The sequence below is a fragment of the Kitasatospora sp. MBT63 genome, from assembly GCF_000710465.2.
GTDB lineage: Bacteria > Actinomycetota > Actinomycetes > Streptomycetales > Streptomycetaceae > Kitasatospora.
This window is the reverse complement of sequence record NZ_JAIZ01000253.1, coordinates 4,585-23,152: the sequence shown is the minus strand read 5'-3', so window position 1 is coordinate 23,152 and position 18,568 is coordinate 4,585. Positions and strand designations below refer to the sequence as shown.

Below are 18,568 nucleotides of genomic sequence, written 5' to 3'. Positions count from 1 at the left end.
CGGCCCGCCACCGGCCGCCGTCGCGGGCCGCGGCGCCCGGCCGGAGCGCGGGTGCGGAGCCGGTGGGTGCCGCCGGTATCCGTACGTCGGTCATGTCGGATCTCCCCCTGGTCGGCCGCTGCGCGGGCCGGAGCCCGGCCCGCGGTCGGGTGATGGCGCATCAGGCCGTACGGCCCGTCCCGGATTCTACCCACCCCCGACGGCCGCCCCCGGGGTCGGGCCTTCGCGGGAAAGGGCGGGAAGTGTGCGAACCGGCCGTCCGGCGGGCGGCACGGGGCGTCCGGCGGCCCGGCCCCGGGCCGGATCAGTCGTCGAGGTGGACGGTGACCAGGGCGAGGGTGATGTTGTCCGGGCCGCCCGCCTCGATCGCGGCCCGCCAGAGTTCGAAGGCGGCCCGGTCGTCGGAGGGTTCCGCCAGGATGCGGATGATCTCCTCGTCCGTCACCGGGTCGGTCAGTCCGTCGCTGCAGACCAGGTAGCGTCCGCCGGTGGCGGGCAGCGGGTGGCTGGTGACGTGCGGCTCCACGGTGCGCGGCGAGACCGAGCCGCCGAGGGTCTGCGTGACGATGTTGGTGGTGCGCTGCCCGGGGGCCGGCGGCGGGCTGTCGTCGGTGCTCAGCCGGCGCAGGGCGCCGTCCCCGGCGTCGAGGACCCGGCTGTCGCCGACGTTGAAGACGATCACCGAGGTCCCGGTCACCACCAGGCCGGCCAGCGTGGTCCCCATCCCGATCAGGTGCGGCGCGTGCTCGGCGGCCTCGAACACCTCCTGGTTGCAGGCCAGGACGGCCTCGCGGACCGCCTCCTCGTCCGCGAGGGCGGTGCCGATCGACGCCAGTCGGCGGACCACCAGCGCGCTGGCGACCTCGCCGCCCGGGTGGCCGCCGAGCCCGTCGGCGACCGCGACCAGGCAAGGGCTGCCGAGCGGGAAGAGCAGAGTCTGCGGGCTCTCGGTGACCGTGGCGCAGACCGTCCACGGGCCGATCACCAGGCTGTCCTCGTTGTGGTCGCGCAGCAGCCCGTCGTGGCTCAGTGCGCTCACCGTGATGTGAGCCATCCCGTCCCTCGTCCCCTCGCCCGCCCGTCGTCCCGACCCCATTGTGGGGGCCGCCGGCCGTCGGCCGCCGCCGCGCGCGCCGGGGCGGGTGCGCCGGTGCGGTGACCTGGCTGCGGGTGCGGGGCGAGGGGGCGGGGCGCGGGCGGACTCCCCTTGACGGCCGCGCGGGGGTCGGCTTACTTTGCTTTCGCATACCAAAACTATTCTTCCGCATCGTGGAACTGCTGGCAGCCGGCGGCCCGCGGCGGAGGAGCCCCCGACCATCTCGGGCCGGACGCAGGAGAAACCCGATGCCTCGTATGACAGCCGCCCGCGCGGCAGTGGAGATCCTCAAGCGCGAAGGCGTTGAGGTCGCGTTCGGCGTGCCGGGCGCTGCCATCAACCCGTTCTACGCGGCCCTCAAGGCCTCGGGGGAGATCCGCCACACGCTCGCCCGCCACGTCGAGGGCGCCTCGCACATGGCCGAGGGCTACACCCGGGCCAAGGCCGGCAACATCGGTGTCTGCATCGGGACCTCCGGTCCGGCCGGCACCGACATGATCACCGGCCTGTACTCGGCGATCGCGGACTCCATCCCGATCCTGTGCATCACCGGCCAGGCGCCGACCGCGGTCCTGCACAAGGAGGACTTCCAGGCCGTCGACATCGCCTCGATCGCCCGGCCGGTCACCAAGGCGGCCACCACCGTCCTGGAGGCCGCCCAGGTCCCCGGCGTCTTCCAGCAGGCCTTCCACCTGATGCGTTCCGGCCGGCCCGGCCCGGTCCTGATCGACCTGCCGATCGACGTCCAGCTGACCGAGATCGAGTTCGACCCGGAGACCTACGCGCCGCTGCCGGTCTACAAGCCGGCCGCCACACGCGCCCAGATCGAGAAGGCGATCGGCTTCCTGCTGGCCGCCGAGCGCCCGCTGATCGTGGCCGGCGGCGGCATCATCAACGCCGACGCCGCCGACCTGCTGGTGGAGTTCGCCGAGCTGACCGGCACGCCGGTCATCCCCACCCTGATGGGCTGGGGCATCATCGCCGACGACCACGAGCTGAACGCCGGCATGGTCGGCCTGCAGACCTCGCACCGCTACGGCAACGCCAACTTCCTGGAGTCGGACTTCGTCCTGGGCATCGGCAACCGCTGGGCCAACCGCCACACCGGCGCCCTCGACGTCTACCGTCGCGGCCGCACCTTCGTCCACGTGGACATCGAGCCGACCCAGCTCGGCAAGATCTTCGCCCCGGACTTCGGCATCGCCTCCGACGCCAGGGCCGCGCTGGAGCTGTTCGTCGAGGTGGCCAAGGAGCTCAAGGCCGCCGGCAGCCTGCCCGACCGCAGCGCCTGGGCCGCCTCCACGCAGGAGCGCAAGGCGCAGCTGCAGCGCCGCACCCACTTCGACAACGTGCCGCTCAAGCCGCAGCGCGTGTACGAGGAGATGAACAAGGCCTTCGGCCCGGAGACCCGGTACGTCACCACCATCGGCCTGTCCCAGATCGCCGGTGCGCAGATGCTGCACGTCTACAAGCCGCGGCACTGGATCAACTGCGGCCAGGCCGGCCCGCTCGGCTGGACCATCCCGGCCGCGCTCGGCGTCGCCACCGCCGACCCCGAGACCCCGGTCGTCGCGCTCTCCGGCGACTACGACTTCCAGTTCATGCTGGAGGAGCTCGCGGTCGGCGCCCAGCACCGGATCCCGTACGTCCACGTGCTGGTCAACAACGCCTATCTGGGGCTGATCCGCCAGGCCCAGCGCAACCTGGACATCAACTTCCAGGTCAACCTGGAGTTCGAGAACATCAACTCCCCGGAGCTGGGCGTCTACGGCGTCGACCACGTCAAGGTCGTCGAGGGCCTCGGCTGCAAGGCGATCCGGGTCACCGAGCCGGACCAGCTGCTGCCGGCCTTCGAGGAGGCCAAGAAGCTGGCCGCGGAGTTCCGCGTCCCGGTCGTGGTCGAGGCCATCCTGGAGCGGGTCACCAACATCTCGATGGGCGGCGCCGGCATCGACGCGATCAACGAGTGGGAGGAGCTGGCCACCGAGCCCGGCCACGCCCCCACCGCCATCAAGGCCCTGGCGGTCTGACCGATCCGGCCCGGGTCCGGTGCCGTTGGGGGTCAGACCGGCAGGGGCCACTGCTGGTTGGCGGCGCCGGAGCAGTCCCAGATCTGCAGCCGGGTGCCGTTGGCGGAGCTGGGGCCGGTGGCGTCCAGGCAGCGGCCGGAGGCCGGGTTGACCAGCGTGGAGCCGGTGCCGGGCTGCCACTTCTGGGCGCCGGTGCCGTTGCAGTCCCAGAGCTGGATCTTGGTGCCGTTGGCGGTGCCGGCGCTGGTCACGTCCAGGCACTTGCCGAGTGCCCGCAGGGAGCCGTCGGTGGCGACGGTCCAGTTCTGGGCGGCGGTGCCGTTGCAGTCGTAGAGCTGGACGGCGGTGCCGTTGGCGGTGGCCGCGGCGGCGACGTCGACGCACTTGCCGCCGTACCCGGTGATCTGTCCGGCCCCCTGCCCGGGTGGGGTGGTGCCGCCGGTGATCCCGTTGAAGGTGCGGGCGAACTGGTAGGCGCTCTGGGGGGTGCCGCTGCACGAGTCCGAGAGGGTGCCGTTGACGGCGCAGGCCTTGTCCCGGCCGAGCGCCCAGAAGGCGAGCAGCTGGATGCCCCTGCTCGCGGCGAAGCCCTCCACGGTGGCGGCGTCGGCGGTGGTGAAGACCTCGTTGGTGGAGTCGTTGACCCCGATCATCGGGGTGTTGCCCTCCATCGCCCACAGCTGCTGGGAGGTCTTGGTGGTCCAGATCTGCCCGAGCTGGGTGTGCAGGGCGGTGGCGGCGTCGGTGGCGGCCTTTCCCATGTCGAGGGTGGGGCCGTAGTCCATCGTCATGATGTTGACCACGCCGACGTTCAGGCCCCGGCTCTTGGCGTTGTTCAGCAGGCTGATCGAATCGGCCCCCAGTCCCGTGGGGTCGACCGGCAGCGTGTAGTGCACGGCGAGGGTCCGGCCGGCCGTTGCGTACTCCTGCTGGAGCTGGGCGAGAGCCTGGTTGCGGCGGTCGTTGGCGGCGGTGTCGCCGAGTGCGCCGCCCTCGATGTCGAGGTCGATCCTGGTCAGGTTGAGGGCGTCGACGACCTTCTTGTACTGGGCCTTCAGGCTGCTCACGGAGGTGCAGGCCTGGCCGAGTTCGGTGCCGGCCGCGCCGCCGAAGGAGGCGATCACATCGCCGCCGGCGGCCCGCAGGCTGTTCACGGCGGAGGTCCAACCGGCGTCCGTGACGGGGGTGTTGCCGTTGAAGGTGGCGTTGCAGCTGCCGTCGCTGATGACGAACGCGAGGGTGAAGTACTTGAGCCCGGTGGCGGACCGGGCACTCGCGAGGGCGCCGGGGGAGCCCCAGGTCTCGACGTAGGGGGCGGCGTACTGCGCGGGGAAGCCCGGGCCGGGGGCGGCGGCCGCGGCGGCGGGCGGTGCGGCGGCGAGCAGGGTGCCGGCGGCGAGGGCGAGCGGGGCGACGGCGGCGGCCAGGCGTGAGCGACGTGGCACGGGAGTCCTCCTGGGGACCATGTGGAGTGCGGGCCATGGGGGGAACGGCCTCTGACGGAGCGTCGGAGGATGGGGCGCACGGGAGGTGGCACCGGAGTCAACTAGTCGCCGGGGGTGCCGTCAAGGGTTACCGTTGGGAACCTTTCCTAACCGATGAGATGTCAATTCTCGAACGATCACTGCCGGATGCCCTGAGCTGAGCCTTCACAGGTTGGCGACAATTGGTTCAGACCAAGGCCTTGACGCTTTGACGTGTCCAGGAGTTGAATCGCACCCCACCCGCCGACCTCTCGGCCACCGAAAGGCGGAGCCGACATGCCCAGGCACCCCCATGCCCACCGTCCCCGCCGCACCGCCGCCGCCCTGCTGGCCGGCGCGCTCGCCGCCACCGGTCTGCTGGCCGGCGCCGGCAGCGCCCGCGCGGCGGGCGAACCCGTCTCGATCTGGCTGACCACCACCGACGACGCCGGCGGACGCCACGTCACCCGCGGCCTGCAGCCGCAGCCGCAGACCGCGTTCACCGCCGGGGCCGGCAGCGGCGGCCAGCAGATCGCGGTCGACGAGTCCACCCGCTACCAGCAGTTCACCGGCGGCGGCGCCTCGTTCACCGACACCGCCGCCTGGCTGCTGAACGGCAGCGGCGCGCTCACCCCGGCCGCCCGGGACGACGCGATGCGCAAGCTGTTCTCGCCCGCCGACGGCATCGGGCTGTCCTTCGTCCGCAACCCGATGGGCTCCTCCGACCTCGCCCGCTACGGGTACACCTACGACGACCTCCCGGCCGGGCAGAGCGATCCAGCGCTGGCCGGCTTCTCCATCGCCCACGACCTCGCCGACGTCCTGCCGCTCACCCGGCAGGCCCGGCAGCTCAATCCGGCGCTCACCGTGATGGCCTCGCCGTGGACCGCGCCCGCCTGGATGAAGGACAGCGGCAGCCTGAACGGCGGCTGGCTCAAGGCCGAGTACTACGACGCCTACGCCCAGTACTTCGTCAGGTACCTCCAGGCGTACCAGGCGCAGGGCGTCCCGGTGAACTACGTGACCGTGCAGAACGAACCCACCTGCTGCGCCGGCTATCCGTCGATGAGCTGGAACGGCTCCGGTCTGCAGTACTTCACCGGCCGGCTGCTGCCCGCGCTGCAGAACGCGGGCCTGCCGGCCAAGGTGCTGGCGCTGGACTGGAACTGGGACCAGTACGGGGCGTACGCCGCCCCGACCGTCGACGACCCGGCGATCCGCAACCACCCCAACTTCGGCGGCATCGCCTGGCACGGCTACGGCGGCGACGTCTCCGCGCAGACCACCGTGCACGACCGGTACCCCGCGACGGACGCCTTCGACACCGAGCACTCCGGCGGCACCTGGATCGGCGACCAGCAGCGCGAGGACATGCGCAACATCATCGACTACACCCGCAACTGGGGGAAGTCCGTGACCAAGTGGAGCCTGGCCGTCGACCAGGACATGGGCCCGCACTACGGCGGCTGCGGCACCTGCACCGGACTGGTCACGGTGCACGACGGGGACGGGCGCAGCGGCCAGGTGGACTACACGGTCGAGTACTACACGATGGGCCACCTCACCAAGTTCGTGAAGCCGGGCGCGTACCGGATCGCCTCCACCGCGAACTCGGCCGTGCCGAACGTCGCCTGGCTCAACCCGGACGGCTCGAAGGCGCTGGTGGCGTACAACGACAGCGGCTCGGCGCAGACGGTCCGGGTGACCTGGGGCGGGCAGAACTTCTCGTACGGCCTGCCGGCGCGGACCTCCGCGACCTTCACCTGGAGCGGGCGCGGCGGTGGCGGCGGCTCCGGGCAGATCACCGGGCTGGCGGGCAAGTGCCTGGACGTGGCGGCCGGTTCGACGGCCAACGGGACCGCCGTCCAGCTCTACAACTGCAACGGCACCGACGCCCAGCGCTGGAGCCTCGGCACCGACGGCACCGTCCGGGCACTCGGCAAGTGCCTCGACGTGGCGGGCGGTGCGACGGCGGACGGCAGCAAGGTGCAGCTCTACGACTGCAACGGCACCGGCGCGCAGCGCTGGACCTACTCGGCCGCCTCGCACGACCTGGTCAACCCGGCCGCGGGCCGGTGCCTGGACGTGACGGACAACAGTCCGGCCAACGGCGCCCGGGCGCAGATCTGGACCTGCACGGGCGCGGCCAACCAGAAGTGGACGGTGCCGGCGGCCTGACGCGCCGCTCAGCCCAGCTGGAGCAGGGTGCCGTGGCCGGCCGCCAGGGTGCCGGCCAGGACCGCGAGATCGGCGACACCGAGGGCGAGCCCGAGCAGGGCCCGCCCTCGGCGCGTGGTGCCGCGCACCAGGGCCAGCGTGGCGAGCGTGATGGCGATCGGGCCGAGGACCAGGTTGAGCAGGAGCAGGCCCGGCAGGGCGAGCACGAAGGAGGCGACGGCCATCTGGTCGGCCTCGAACCGGGTGCGGGGGAGGTTGTGCGCGGTGGGGTTCACGGCGGGTCTCCTGAGGGCGGGTCGGCTGGGTCGGATCGGCCGGGTCGGTTCAGTGCCGGCGCAGGCGCGGCAGGTGCTCGCGGGCGCCGAAGAGCAGCAGCCAGGCGCCGATGGCGCCGGCGGCGAGCAGGAAGACCGGCATCGAGGTGTGGACCGCGGCGCCGGCCAGGACGCCGAGCAGGACGAGGGCGAAGAGGAGCATGGCGGCCTCCGGGAGTTTCAGCTGACAACTGTTCGCTGACATTCACCACTCTACGCTTCCCCGAGTCGGCAAACAGTTGTTTACTGAATGATGTGAGTCACAGTGAGAACGGTGTAGGGGTACGGCAGGCCCAGAAGCTGCAGAGCCGGCGCGCCCTGCTCGACGCGGGCCTGCACCTGTTGGAGCAGCAGAACCTGAGCGGCCTCGGCGTCCGCGAGGTGACCCGGGCGGCGGGGATGTCCCCGGCCGGCTTCTACCGGCACTTCAGCGGCATGTCCGAACTCGGCGTCACGCTGGTGGAGGAGTCGCTCGCCAGCCTGCACGGGATGATCCGCGGCGCCTTCGCCGAGCAGCGGGGGCAGCAGGACCCCGAGGCGCTGATCGACAGCGCGGTGGAGGTGGTCGCCGCGCACGTCCGGGAGCACCGGGCGCACGTGCGCTTCCTGGCGCGCGAGCGGCACGGCGGGGTCCGTGAGGTGCGGGAGGCGATCGGCGCCGAGCTGCGCCGGTTCGCCGACGAGGTGGCCGGGGCGCTGGCGGCGCAGCCGGTGTCGCGGGGGTGGTCGGCGGAGGAGGTCCGGATGCTCGCCGAGCTCTACGTCGACCTGCTGGTGACCTCCGCGACGGCCTTCCTGGAGGCCGGTCCGGAGGGTGAGCGGGAGGTCGCGCGCACCGCGCGCACCCGGCTGCGGCTGATCAGCGTCGGGCGGCGGCACTGGCACGAGGGGTGACGGGGCGTCCGGGACCGGGGCGGTCGTGGGGGCCGCGGTATTGACAGGTCGTCATGGCCGCGTCAAATTTTGAGGACCCCCACACCGAGAGGCACTCTCATGAAGAAGCCGCTCATCGGCGCGTCCTGCGCCGTCCTGCTGCTCTCCGGCGCGACCGCGCTGGCCGGCGCGTCCCCCGCCTCGGCCGCCCCCGTCGCCGTCACCTACGCCGGCGCGGTGGCGCTCAGCAACTGTTCCGGCTCCCTGGTGCGGCTCCCCAACTCCACTGCCGCGGACCCGGCCCTCGTCCTCTCCAACGGGCACTGCCTCGAGACCGGCTTCCCCGGCCCCGGCCAGGTGCTCGTCAACCGCTCCTCCAGCCGCAGCTTCACCCTGCTCGGCGCCAGTGGCGGCAGCCTCGGCACGGTCCGCGCCAACAAGATCGTCTACGGCACGATGACCGACACCGACATCTCGATCTACCAGCTGACCAGCACCTACGCGAGCATCCAGTCCCGGTACGGGATCAGCCCGCTGACCATCTCGCCCAACCACCCGACCCAGGGCGCGGCGATCAAGGTGGTCTCCGGGTACTGGAAGCGCACCTACTCCTGCAGCATCGACGGCTTCGCCTACCGGCTCAAGGAGGGGGCGTGGACCTGGAAGGACTCGGTCCGCTACACCTCCAGTTGCAACACCATCGGCGGCACCTCCGGCTCGCCCGTCATCGACACCGCCACCGGCCTGGTGACGGCCGTCAACAACACGGGCAACGAGGACGGCGAGCGCTGCACCGACAACAACCCGTGCGAGGTCGACCAGAACGGCAACGTGACGGTCCGCCAGGGCATCAACTACGCCGAGGAGACCTACGGCATCCCGGCCTGCTTCGCCCCCGGCAACCGGCTCGACCTGACCCTCGCGGGCTGCGTGCTGCCCCGGCCGTAGCACCCGGGCCGTAGCGCCCCGGCCCCGACGCTGTGGCCGCGCACCTCCCGGGCCGCCCGTCCCCCTCCGGCGGGCGGCCCGGGGCGCGCCGCCCGGGGCGCCCCCTGTTCGAAGAAGTGAATCAGTGCTTCAATTCTTTCCGTGGCATACCGACGAACACCCGCCGTACAGGCCCGGCTGGACGCACAGCGCGAGGCGGTGCTGCTGGCCGCCGTCGACCTGCTCTCGGAACGCGGCTACGGCGGCTGCTCGATGGCGGCCGTCGCCCACCGGGCGGGCATCGCCACCGGCTCGATGTACCAGCACTTCGCCGGCAAGGCCGAGCTCTCCGTGGAACTCTTCCGGGTCACCGTCGGCCGCGAGCTGGCCGCCGTCACCGAGGCGCTCGCCCGCGAGTCCACCCCGCACCGGCGGATCGCCGCCATCGTGGAGACCTTCGCCGCCCGCGCGCTCAAGGCGCCCCGGCTGGCCTACGCCCTGCTCGCCGAACCGGCCGACGCGATCGTCGACGCCGAGCGGCTGATCTTCCGCCGGGCCTTCCGCGACCTGTTCGCCGCCCAGATCTCCGAGGCCCTCGCCGACGGCCTCCTCCCCGAACAGGACCCCGCGATGACCGCCGCCGCGCTGGTCGGCGCGGTCGGCGAGGCGCTGGTCGGCCCGCTGTGCGCGGGCGGCAGCCACCCCGACGACGTGATCCCCGCCCTGGTCTCCTTCGCCATGCGCGCACTCGGCGACCGCGATCCGGCCCCCGCCCCGACGAACCGAGGAGAAGGCTGATGCCCGCCACCCACGAGGTCACCAACCAGGTGCCCGCCCCGTACGGCCACGACGTCGCCGCCGACCCGACCCTGCTCGCCGCCCTGCACCGGGCCGGCGCCGGCTGGGCCGAGCCCGAGCTGCACGAACTCGGCGTGCTGGCCGGCTCCGAGCAGGCCGGGGAGTGGGGGCGCCTGGCCAACGAGCACCCGCCCGTCCTGCGCACCCACGACCGCTGGGGCCACCGGATCGACGAGGTCGAGTTCCACCCCGCCTGGCACGAGCTGATGGGCGTCGCCGTCGGCCACGGCCTGCACGCCGCGCCCTGGCGCGAGGCGCGCCCCGGCGCGCACACCGCCCGGGCCGCCAAGTTCCACGTCTGGAGCCAGGTCGAGGCCGGCCACACCTGTCCGGTCTCGATGACGTACGCGGCCGTCCCCGCGCTGCGGACCACCCCGGCCCTGGCCGAGTGGCTGGAGCCGCTGCTGGCCTCCCGGGAGTACGACTTCGGACTGCGCGAGCCGTCCGCCAAGCGCGGCCTGATCGCCGGCATGTCGATGACCGAGAAGCAGGGCGGATCCGACGTCCGCGCCAACACCACCACCGCCACCCCGCAGCCCGACGGCAGCTACCGGCTGACCGGCCACAAGTGGTTCACCTCCGCCCCGATGTCCGACGTCTTCCTGACGCTGGCCCAGGCGCCCGGCGGCCTCAGCTGCTTCCTGCTGCCGCGGGTGCTGCCCGACGGCAGCCGCAACCGGCTGCTGCTGCAGCGGCTCAAGGACAAGCTGGGCAACAAGTCCAACGCCTCCGCCGAGATCGAGTACGACGGCGCGGTCGGCCTGTTGGTCGGCGAGGAGGGCCGGGGCGTGCCGACCATCATCGAGATGGTCAACATGACCCGGCTCGACTGCACCATCGGCGCCGCCGCCGGGATGCGCTACGGCGCGGTCCGCGCGATCCACCACGCCACCCACCGGCGGGCGTTCGGCGCCGCGCTGGTCGACCAGCCGCTGATGCGCAACGTGCTGGCCGACCTGGTGGTCGAGTCCGAGGCCGCCACCGCGGTCGCCATGCGGCTGGCCGAGTCCACCGACCGGGCGCTGGCCGGCGACGCCGGCGAGGCGCTGGTGCGGCGGCTGGGCCTGGCCGTCGCCAAGTACTGGGTCTGCAAGCGCGGCCCGGCGCACGCCGCCGAGGCGCTGGAGTGCCTGGGCGGCAACGGCTACGTGGAGGAGTCCGGGATGCCCCGGCTCTACCGCGAGGCGCCGCTGGTCTCCATCTGGGAGGGCTCCGGCAACGTCGCCGCCCTGGACGCGCTGCGCGCCATGGCCCGCAGCCCGGAGACCGTCGACGCCTTCCTCGGCGAGCTCGACCTCGCCGCCGGCGCCGACCGCCGCCTCGACGCCGCCACCGCCGCCCTGCGCAAGCAGCTCGGCGACCACGCCGAGCTCGAGTACCGCACCCGCCGCCTGGTGGAGTCCATGGCGCTGGCCTTCCAGGGCTCGCTGCTGATCCGGTACGGCGACCCGGCGGTGGCCGACGCCTTCTGCGCCTCCCGGCTCGGCGGCGACCAAGGCGCGGCCTTCGGGACCTTGCCGGTCGGGGCCGACACCGCGGCCGTGCTGGGCCGGGTCCGGCTGTGACGGAGGCGTCCGGGGCCGCCGAGCGGGCCGAGGTCCGGGCGTTCTGGCGGGAGTTGGGCCTGCCCGGTCTGGTCGACGTGCACACGCACTTCATGCCGGACCGGGTGCTGGCCAAGGTGTGGGCGTACTTCGACTCGGCCGGTCCGCTCACCGGCCGGCCCTGGCCGATCGCCTACCGCCAGGACGAGCAGCAACGCGTCGACATCCTGCGGGAGTTCGGGGTCCGGGCGTTCACCGCGATGCTGTACCCGCACAAGCCCGCGATGGCCGCCTGGCTGAACTCCTGGGCCGCGGACTTCGCCGCCCGCACCCCCGACTGCCTGCACACCGCGACCTTCTTCCCGGAGCCGGACGCCCACCGGTACGTGGCGGCGGCCCTCGAGCGCGGTGCCCGGGTGTTCAAGTCGCACATCCAGGTGGGCGGTTACGACCCCAACGACCCGCTGTTGGAGGAGGTCTGGGGCCTGCTGGCGGACAGCGGCACCCCCGTGGTCGTGCACTGCGGCTCCGGGCCGGCGCCCGGCAAGCACACCGGGCCGGGGCCGATCGGCGCGCTGCTGGCCCGCCATCCGCGGCTGCGCCTGATCGTGGCGCACCTCGGGCTGCCGGAGTACACCGACTTCCTCGACCTCGCCGAGCGGTACGACCACGTCCACCTGGACACCACCATGGTGTTCACCGACTTCACCGAGCTGACCGCCCCCTTCCCGCCCGCCGGACTCCCGCGCCTGGCGGCCCTCCGGGACCGGGTCCTGTTCGGTACCGACTTCCCCAACATCCCGTACGGCTATCCGCACGCGCTGCACGGGCTGGCCCGCCTCGGCCTCGGCGACGGGTGGCTGCGGGCGGTCTGCCACCACAACGCCGCCCGGCTGTTCGGGCTCACCCCGCCTGCGCCCGTCCCACCCGCGCTCACCCCACCTGGCTGAGCACGTCCAGCAGGTCCCGGTGCAGGCTCGGCGCGGCCGCCACGAAGCTGTCCGCCCGGGCCGTCCACGGCCGGCCCTGCGCGTCGGTCACCGCGGCGCCCGCCTCCCGGGCGATCAGCGCGCCCGGCAGCAGGTTGGTGGCGTCCGGCCCGTACTCCCAGAACAGGCCCAGGTGGCCGGAGCCGACCTGGGCGACCTGCAGCGAGGTCGGACCGAGGTTGCGGACGGCCAGCACCCGGGGCAGGACCGCGGTCAGCGACTCGCCGGTCCGCCGCCGCGCCACCGGGTCGTGGCCGGCCGTCGGCGGGTGACCGCCCGCCGCGACGGCCACCGCCAGCTCCCGGGTGAGGGGCGCGACCGGACGCCCGCCGAGCCGGGCGCCGCCGCCGTCCACCGCGGTGTAGGTGAGCCGCTGGAGCGGCGCGTGCACCACCGCCAGCACCGGCTCGCCGTCGCGGACCAGGGTCGCGGTGACCGCCCAGTGCGCCAGACCGCTCAGGTACTGCACCGCGCCGTCGGTGGCGTCGCAGCTCCACCACTCGCCGTCGGCCGGCACCGCGTCGTCCAACTCGTCCTCGCACCACCGGGCCTGCGGGTACAGCGCGGTCAGCCGCCCCCGCAGCAGCTCGGCCGCCGGGCCGTCGACGGCGGCGAAGCCGGCCATCGCCTCGGCGACCGTCGCCGCGGGCAGCGGCTGCGGCCGCTGACCGCGCGCCAGGTGCGCGCCCACCTCGTGCACGGCCTCCACCACATCGGCCAGCAGATCCATCCCGGTACTCCCGTTCCTGTGTCGTGATCGTCCGGCCCTCGTCGGCCGGGCGGACAAGAAGTACCGTGGATCCGGCCGCCGGGGACGTACGGCGGTGGGGATCCTGCGGAGATCGGACACCATGGACACGGATTCGGCGGATCCCGCCGGGCTGCTCGATCTGCTGGACCGGCAGCTGGTCTGCGCGCTCCAGGTCGACGGGAGGGCCGGGACCGGCCGGATCGCCGAGGTGCTCGGGGTCTCCGCCCGTACCGTCACCCGACGGCTGTCCCGGCTGACCGGGACCGGCCTGGTCAAGGTGGTGCTGATGCCGGACGCCCACGAGGCGGCGACGGGCGCCGTGCTGCTGCGGGTCCGGGTGCTCAAGGGCAAGGTCCGGACGATCGCGCAGGCGCTGGCGGCCCGCCCGGACGTGCCGTTCGTCGACGTGATGCTCGGCGGCCAGGAGATCGGCGCCGTGGTGCTCGCCGACGGCGGCGCCCGGGACCACCTGCTGCACACCCAACTGCCCGCCACCGGCGCGGTGGTGGAGACGGCGGCACACGCGGTCCTGCACCTGTTCGCGGACGCGGGCCACTGGCGGGCCGGCTGGCTGAGCCCCGAGCAGGAGGCTGCCCTCGCCGCGCCCGCGGCCGACCCCGCACCGGCCGGTACGCCGCCGCCCGGGCCGGACGCGCTGGACCGCCGGCTGCTGGCGGCCCTCGCGGCCGACGCCCGGCAGTCCCACGCCGCGCTGGCCGCCGCCGCGGGCGCGCCCGAGTCCACGGTGCGGAGCCGGCTGCACCGGCTGGCCGCGGCCGGCCGACTGCGCACCCACGCCACCGTGGACCCGCGGCTGCTGGGCATGGCGGTCGACGCCAACCTGTGGCTGGACGTGCCGCCCGGGCGGCTGGCCGCGGTCGGGGAGGAGCTGGCGGCCCACCCCCAGGTGCACGGCGTGCTCGCCACCAGCGGCCCGGCCAACCTGATGGCGACGGTGTTCTGCGCCGACCACCAGGGCCTGTACCGGTTCCTGACCGGGACGCTCGGACCGCTGGGCGTCAACCGGGTGGAGACGGCGATCGTGGCGCGGGCGGTGAAGCGGGCCGGCGTGGTGCTGCCGAGCCTGCCGTGACCCGCCCCGGCCGGCGCCGGGCGCGGCAGACTGGAGGCATGTGCCGAAGCATCAAGACCCTCAGGCCGCCGATGGCGCTCGACGTCACCGACGAGGACATCCGCGCCGCCGCCCTCCAGTACGTCCGCAAGATCTCGGGCTTCCGCGCTCCGGCCGCCCACAACCGGGCGGTCTTCGACGAGGCCGTCGAGGCCGTCGCCGAGGCCACCGCGCGGCTGCTCGACGGGCTGGAGGTCCGCGGCGCCGCCGACGCCCGGCAGGCGGCGGGGTAGCGCCCGCCGGAGCGGTGCCGCTGTCGGGAGCGGAAGGCCCTGCCCGTACCGCGGAGCAGGCGGTGCGCGGGGCCGGCGGCTGCGTCCCGGCGGGCGCCGGCTGGGAAGACGATCATCGGTCAGGAAGGACGGGCGCCCCGCTGGGGAGAGCCGTCCGGTGGCCGACCCGGCGGCCCCGCTGCCACCATGCTGGGGCATGGAGATTGCAGTTGCAAGTTATGTGCAACAGTGGCGCCCGATGGGCGGTCCCCACGCCGGGCTTCAGTCCTGCGGCCGGAACTGGACGACCGCGTACCCGCCGCCGGTGCGCCAGGCCTCGCCGCCGCGGTCCAGCTCGGCCACCCGGGCCCCGTCGAGGCCGACCACCACCTCGGACTTCAGCGTCCGCAGGGCCGCGACGGCGGACGGGAAATGCCCGGCGGCCCGCGCGAACGGCGTGGTCGGCGGCCAGCGCCGGTCACCCACCAGCCGGCGGTAGTTCAGGTCGCCCTTGACGATCGTCAGCGAGGCGCCCGCGAGCCGCGCCCGCAGATCACCGGGCAGGTCGTGGAACGGCAGGGGCGCGCACAGGAACGGGTGCGTGCGCACGGCCAGCCTGCCGTCGCCGACCGCCCGCCACAGCCGCCCGCCGACGGCCGCCGCCTGCTCCCCGGGGGCCTCGCGCAGCCGGGCGAGGGCCGCGAACACGTCGGCGGCGGTGGCGTCCGAGACGAACCAGGGCTGCGGTTTCACGAACAGGTCGACCGCGGCGGCCGGTCCGGCCGCCAGCAGGTGGTCCGCCAGCACCAGGTCCGGCAGCAGCTCCCGGCCGGCGTTGTCGGCCAGCAGGCAGACCCGGCCGCCCGGATGCCGCTCGAGCCACTGCCACAGCAGGGCGCCGTCGTCGGCGAGCAGCCCGCCCCGCCCGCCGTCCGGCGCCGCGGTCAGCCCGAAACTCAGGTCCGCCCGGTTGCCCCACAGCGCCGAGGACAGCAGCGCCGCCCGCCGCTGCGCCTCCGGCAGCCCGGGCAGCCGGTCCAGTGCGGCGAGCTCCTCGTCCACCGCCGGCCCGGCCAGCTCGGCCGCCTTGAGCGGACCGAACGGGTCGACGCCCTGCCGGGCGCCGGGGCCGGTGAAGCCGGTGGCGTCCAGCAGCCGCCGGTAGAACCAGCTCTCCGCCCACAGGAACGGCGCGCTCTCCCACCGGGTGCCCCAGAGCCCCTGACCCCAGGTCAGCCACTCGGCGCGGTCCGGCGCACCGGGCCCGGGCGGCTCCAGCACGCCGGTGGTGCTCTCGGCGAGCAGCCGTTCCAGGGCCGCGCGCTCCGCGGGCCCGTACGGCAGTGCGTCCAGCACCTGCCGGATCAGTACCGGGTGGCGCCGGTGGAAGACGTCCCGGGCGAACGAGCCGGGCTCGTCGAGGCGGATCACGGGGGCGTCCGGCACGGATCGGTCCCTTCGCTGGTCGGCCACCGAGCCCGCGCGGAAGGCCCCGGGCGGTGGTGCTACGCGCCGGTGGTGGAGCCGGGGCGGATCACCATCATGACCACCACCACGGCCCACAGCAGGTTGAACACCCCGGCCGTCATCGGGAGCAGCCGCAGGGCGCGCTCGGCCCGGCCGAGCTCCTCCCCGGCCGCCTCGCCCGCGTCCAGCGCGTCCACGGTGGCCTGCTGGCCGGGCACCACGGACAGCAGCAGGGTGCCCGCCGACAGCGCGGTCAGCACGATCGAGACGATCAGCCAGGGCTCGCCGATGATGCCCATCACCTGCGCGGTGCCCACTCCCAGGACCGGTACGGCGATCCCGAGCAGCGCGTAGACCTGGGTGATCCGGTGCAGCAGCCGGACCGAGGCCCCGGACGCCGCCCGGTCGGGGCCGGCGGCCAGCGCCTCCTTGGCGCGGCGCGGGAACATGCTCACCGCCACCGCCACCGGGCCGATGAACAGGACCGAGGCCAGGACGTGCAGGCTCAGCAGGAGCTTGGCCATGGTGCGGGAATCCTTACGCGCAAAGGGTGTGCCGCAGAGCTACGGCCGGGCCCCGGGAGGGCCGCCAGCACGCTAACACCCGCTTATCCGGCGCCCGGTGGGCGGGGGAGCGGCCCGGCTCAGGCCGTCCCGACCACCACCGGCACGGTGCTGACGACCGCCGCCAGTGCCCCGCGCAGCCGGTCGTCCCGGTCGAGGACGTGCAGGTCCCCGAAGGTGTGGACGGCGTCGGCCGGGCCGCCCGGCCGCCCGGGGGGCAGCGCGGAGAGGTCCAGCGAGGCCAGCGTGTCGAGGTCGGCCCGGCCGATCTTGACCATCGCCTCCTTGCGCACCCACTGCCGCAGGAACGCGTACGAGGGGTCGGGATGCCCGGCGACCTGGGCCTGTTCGGCGTCGGTGAGCACCCGGGCGAGCAGCGCCGGATCGGGCTGCGGCCGGTCCAGCACCTCCACGTCGACGCCGACCGGCGCCCAGCCGGCGGCCGCCGCGACCACCCCCGCGGTGTGCGAGAGGCTGAGCCAGAAGCCGGGCCGGTCGGTGAGGACGGGGCGGCCGTGGCCGGACAGCCCGCAGCCCGGGCAGACCTGCTCCAGGGCGAGCTCGGCGGGCCGCAGGCCGAGCTGCCGGGCGGCGCACAGCCGGACCAGGATGTGCGCGGCGATGAAGTCGCGCCGGGTCGACTCCCGGCGGAAGCGGTCGGCCCGCTCGCGTTCGATCGGGTTCAGCAGTTGGCGGCTGGCGTCCGGGTGCCCGAGCACCTCGGCGGTGGTGGCGACGATCGCGAGTGGTGACTGGCCGTCGGTTCCGTTCGGCATGCCGTTCCTCCCCTGGCCGTTGTCGGCCGTCACCAACCTACCCGCCGGCCGGCCGCGGCGGTCGGCGGGGCCGGGCGGATGAATCGGGGCGGCGGCGGGGCGTGGCAGCCGTGGGCGGGGGAGCGGCGGCCTTTGGGTGGCAGTCGAATACCCGTTCCCCGACCGGATTGGAGACCTCCGTGCGACCACGGACCCGCACGCCCGCTGCCCCGCCGGCCGCCCCGCCCACCGCCCGGCCGCGCCGTACGGCGCTGCGCCGCGCGGCGGTGGTCACCGGGCTGACCGCGCCGCTGTTCGGGGTGGCCGCGCTGATCAGTGCCGCGCCGCTGCCGCCGCCGCTCGGCGCGTGCACCGGCGCGCAGTGCCCGAACCCGTTCCCGCGGCCCGCGCACAACGGGAACTTCGCCGGCCGGGACGCCTCGATCAGCGTCTTCGCCGGGGGGACGTTCACCGCGACCGGCCGGGCGGCGGAGGCCGAGGGCCAGGTCGTGGTGCTCGGCGACATCACCATCGACAAGACCGGCGGCGGGGTCTACAACATGGGCGTGGCCGGGGTCGGTTCCCGGGTGCCCCCGCCGGACGGCAGCGACCACGTCACCACCGGCGGCAACCTGACCGTCGCCGCCACCAGCAGCCTGCTGATCGGCGGGAGCGATCTGTCCCCCGCCACCGCCTGGGGCAACGTCCGTCACCGGGGCACCACGTCGGGCAGCGTCGTGCTGACCCCGCCCGGACAGCAGATCCAGGACGCCGCGGCCGGGGACAAGTACGCGTCGCTGCGCACCACCATCGCCGACCTGTCGAAGTGCGCGGGCGCCGCGACGGCCACCGGCACCGTGGCCACGGCCGGGCCCACCGTCACCTTCACCGGCGACGGCACGAGCGCCCGGCAGGTCTTCACCGTGACGGACTCCATCGGCACCACCGCGCAGGCCGCCGATCTGGTGTTCAAGGGCATCCCGGCGGGCGCCACCGTGATCGTCAACCTGCTCGCCGACGACGCGCTGGTCAGCACCAACACCGGTTCCGGCAACCCCGGGGACCCGGTCACCGACCTCGGCCCGAAGCTGCTGTGGAACTTCCCGAACGCCACCACCGCGCGGATCGCCGGCGGTGCGCAGTTCCAGGGCTCGGTGCTCGGCGGCAACCCGGCCGGCACCACCACCGTGTCGACCCCCGGTCTGGACGGCCGGGTGTACCTGGCGGGCAGTCTGGTGCACACCTCGGCCTCGACCGGTGTCGAGATCCACAACTACCCGTTCAACGGCGACCTGCCCGACTGCGCCACCACCCCGCCGACCACCTCGGCCAGCGCCTCCGACTCCGGCAGTCCGACGCCCACACCGACGCCCACGCCCAGCCCGACGCCGTCCCCGACGGCCTCCGGCTCGGACA

Annotated in this window: 18 protein-coding genes; 10 read left to right on the top strand and 8 right to left on the bottom strand. The window is 74.1% G+C overall.

The window, feature by feature from the left end; genetic code table 11:
• Positions 1-304 precede the first annotated feature (304 nt).
• Positions 305-1,054: a PP2C family serine/threonine-protein phosphatase gene (locus tag AA75_RS16115; RefSeq protein WP_033820729.1), complete on the bottom strand. Its 750-nt coding sequence runs from the start codon at positions 1,052-1,054 to the stop codon at positions 305-307.
• A 290-nt stretch (positions 1,055-1,344) separates the two neighbouring features.
• On the opposite strand from AA75_RS16115, the gene gcl reads away from it, so the two are divergent.
• Positions 1,345-3,126 carry a glyoxylate carboligase gene (gcl, locus tag AA75_RS16110; protein ID WP_033820728.1) on the top strand — a complete coding sequence of 594 codons (1,782 nt, stop codon included), beginning with the start codon at positions 1,345-1,347 and terminating at the stop codon, positions 3,124-3,126.
• A gap of 32 nt (positions 3,127-3,158) precedes the next feature.
• Here gcl and AA75_RS16105 read toward each other — a convergent pair whose 3' ends face one another.
• Positions 3,159-4,571 (bottom strand): chitinase, encoded by a 1,413-nt coding sequence (locus AA75_RS16105; protein WP_051812533.1) that lies wholly within the window; start codon positions 4,569-4,571, stop codon positions 3,159-3,161.
• A 315-nt stretch (positions 4,572-4,886) separates the two neighbouring features.
• On the opposite strand from AA75_RS16105, the gene AA75_RS16100 reads away from it, so the two are divergent.
• Positions 4,887-6,767, top strand: a complete 1,881-nt coding sequence (locus AA75_RS16100; RefSeq protein ID WP_033820726.1) for a lectin — start codon at positions 4,887-4,889, stop codon at positions 6,765-6,767.
• An 8-nt stretch (positions 6,768-6,775) separates the two neighbouring features.
• On the opposite strand, the gene AA75_RS16095 is transcribed toward AA75_RS16100, so the two are convergent.
• Positions 6,776-6,991 carry a DUF4190 domain-containing protein gene (locus AA75_RS16095; RefSeq protein WP_149038169.1) on the bottom strand — a complete coding sequence of 72 codons (216 nt, stop codon included), beginning with the start codon at positions 6,989-6,991 and terminating at the stop codon, positions 6,776-6,778.
• A gap of 100 nt (positions 6,992-7,091) precedes the next feature.
• Positions 7,092-7,244 carry a hypothetical protein gene (locus AA75_RS50900; protein WP_033820724.1) on the bottom strand — a complete coding sequence of 51 codons (153 nt, stop codon included), beginning with the start codon at positions 7,242-7,244 and terminating at the stop codon, positions 7,092-7,094.
• Between the two features lie 92 nt (positions 7,245-7,336).
• Between AA75_RS50900 and AA75_RS16090 the strand changes: the two genes are divergently transcribed.
• The 5 genes from AA75_RS16090 to AA75_RS16070 all read left to right on the top strand — a co-directional run bounded on the left by AA75_RS16090 (position 7,337) and on the right by AA75_RS16070 (position 12,233).
• Entirely contained in the window at positions 7,337-7,975 is a 639-nt protein-coding gene (locus AA75_RS16090) for a TetR family transcriptional regulator (protein ID WP_033820723.1), read from the top strand.
• Between the two features lie 99 nt (positions 7,976-8,074).
• The gene (locus AA75_RS16085; protein WP_033820722.1) at positions 8,075-8,902 is read left to right on the top strand and encodes a serine protease; all 828 of its coding nucleotides are present in this window, start codon (positions 8,075-8,077) and stop codon (positions 8,900-8,902) included.
• Between the two features lie 141 nt (positions 8,903-9,043).
• On the top strand, positions 9,044-9,679 hold the full coding sequence (locus tag AA75_RS16080) for a TetR/AcrR family transcriptional regulator (protein WP_033820721.1): 636 nt from the start codon (positions 9,044-9,046) through the stop codon (positions 9,677-9,679).
• Entirely contained in the window at positions 9,679-11,304 is a 1,626-nt protein-coding gene (locus AA75_RS16075) for an acyl-CoA dehydrogenase family protein (RefSeq protein WP_033820720.1), read from the top strand. Before AA75_RS16080 ends, AA75_RS16075 begins: the two co-directional genes overlap by 1 nt.
• Positions 11,301-12,233 carry an amidohydrolase family protein gene (locus AA75_RS16070; protein ID WP_033820719.1) on the top strand — a complete coding sequence of 311 codons (933 nt, stop codon included), beginning with the start codon at positions 11,301-11,303 and terminating at the stop codon, positions 12,231-12,233. Before AA75_RS16075 ends, AA75_RS16070 begins: the two co-directional genes overlap by 4 nt.
• Here the strand turns inward: AA75_RS16070 and AA75_RS16065 are convergent.
• Positions 12,217-13,002: an inositol monophosphatase family protein gene (locus AA75_RS16065; protein WP_033820718.1), complete on the bottom strand. Its 786-nt coding sequence runs from the start codon at positions 13,000-13,002 to the stop codon at positions 12,217-12,219. The two genes, AA75_RS16070 and AA75_RS16065, sit on opposite strands and share 17 nt — an antisense overlap.
• Positions 13,003-13,123: 121 nt before the next feature.
• Between AA75_RS16065 and AA75_RS16060 the strand changes: the two genes are divergently transcribed.
• Positions 13,124-14,116: an Lrp/AsnC family transcriptional regulator gene (locus tag AA75_RS16060; RefSeq protein WP_033820717.1), complete on the top strand. Its 993-nt coding sequence runs from the start codon at positions 13,124-13,126 to the stop codon at positions 14,114-14,116.
• 38 nt (positions 14,117-14,154) lie between these two features.
• Positions 14,155-14,388 (top strand): DUF2277 domain-containing protein, encoded by a 234-nt coding sequence (locus tag AA75_RS16055; RefSeq protein ID WP_033820716.1) that lies wholly within the window; start codon positions 14,155-14,157, stop codon positions 14,386-14,388.
• 261 nt (positions 14,389-14,649) lie between these two features.
• Here the strand turns inward: AA75_RS16055 and AA75_RS16050 are convergent, their stop codons facing one another.
• From AA75_RS16050 to AA75_RS16040, 3 genes are all read right to left on the bottom strand, one after another.
• The gene (locus AA75_RS16050; protein ID WP_149038167.1) at positions 14,650-15,813 is read right to left on the bottom strand and encodes a damage-control phosphatase ARMT1 family protein; all 1,164 of its coding nucleotides are present in this window, start codon (positions 15,811-15,813) and stop codon (positions 14,650-14,652) included.
• A gap of 59 nt (positions 15,814-15,872) precedes the next feature.
• Positions 15,873-16,358: a DUF2269 family protein gene (locus AA75_RS16045; protein WP_033820714.1), complete on the bottom strand. Its 486-nt coding sequence runs from the start codon at positions 16,356-16,358 to the stop codon at positions 15,873-15,875.
• 119 nt (positions 16,359-16,477) lie between these two features.
• The gene (locus tag AA75_RS16040) at positions 16,478-17,173 is read right to left on the bottom strand and encodes a 4'-phosphopantetheinyl transferase superfamily protein (protein WP_033820713.1); all 696 of its coding nucleotides are present in this window, start codon (positions 17,171-17,173) and stop codon (positions 16,478-16,480) included.
• Between the two features lie 179 nt (positions 17,174-17,352).
• On the opposite strand from AA75_RS16040, the gene AA75_RS16035 reads away from it, so the two are divergent.
• A partial coding sequence (locus tag AA75_RS16035; protein ID WP_051812529.1) for a choice-of-anchor A family protein occupies positions 17,353-18,568 on the top strand: 1,216 nt, incomplete at its 3' end.

Bases quoted from the DNA above. Each gene is read 5' to 3' on its own strand.
- AA75_RS16085 (WP_033820722.1), top strand. From the start codon at position 8,075: ATGAAGAAGCCGCTCATCGGCGCGTCCTGCGCCGTCCTGCTGCTCTCC.
- AA75_RS16115 (WP_033820729.1), bottom strand. From the start codon at position 1,054: ATGGCTCACATCACGGTGAGCGCACTGAGCCACGACGGGCTGCTGCGC.
- AA75_RS16055 (WP_033820716.1), top strand. From the start codon at position 14,155: ATGTGCCGAAGCATCAAGACCCTCAGGCCGCCGATGGCGCTCGACGTC.
- AA75_RS50900 (WP_033820724.1), bottom strand. From the start codon at position 7,244: ATGCTCCTCTTCGCCCTCGTCCTGCTCGGCGTCCTGGCCGGCGCCGCG.
- AA75_RS16065 (WP_033820718.1), bottom strand. From the start codon at position 13,002: ATGGATCTGCTGGCCGATGTGGTGGAGGCCGTGCACGAGGTGGGCGCG.
- AA75_RS16095 (WP_149038169.1), bottom strand. From the start codon at position 6,991: ATGGCCGTCGCCTCCTTCGTGCTCGCCCTGCCGGGCCTGCTCCTGCTC.
- AA75_RS16100 (WP_033820726.1), top strand. From the start codon at position 4,887: ATGCCCAGGCACCCCCATGCCCACCGTCCCCGCCGCACCGCCGCCGCC.
- AA75_RS16075 (WP_033820720.1), top strand. From the start codon at position 9,679: ATGCCCGCCACCCACGAGGTCACCAACCAGGTGCCCGCCCCGTACGGC.
- AA75_RS16060 (WP_033820717.1), top strand. From the start codon at position 13,124: ATGGACACGGATTCGGCGGATCCCGCCGGGCTGCTCGATCTGCTGGAC.
- AA75_RS16040 (WP_033820713.1), bottom strand. From the start codon at position 17,173: ATGCCGAACGGAACCGACGGCCAGTCACCACTCGCGATCGTCGCCACC.
- AA75_RS16045 (WP_033820714.1), bottom strand. From the start codon at position 16,358: ATGGCCAAGCTCCTGCTGAGCCTGCACGTCCTGGCCTCGGTCCTGTTC.
- gcl (WP_033820728.1), top strand. From the start codon at position 1,345: ATGCCTCGTATGACAGCCGCCCGCGCGGCAGTGGAGATCCTCAAGCGC.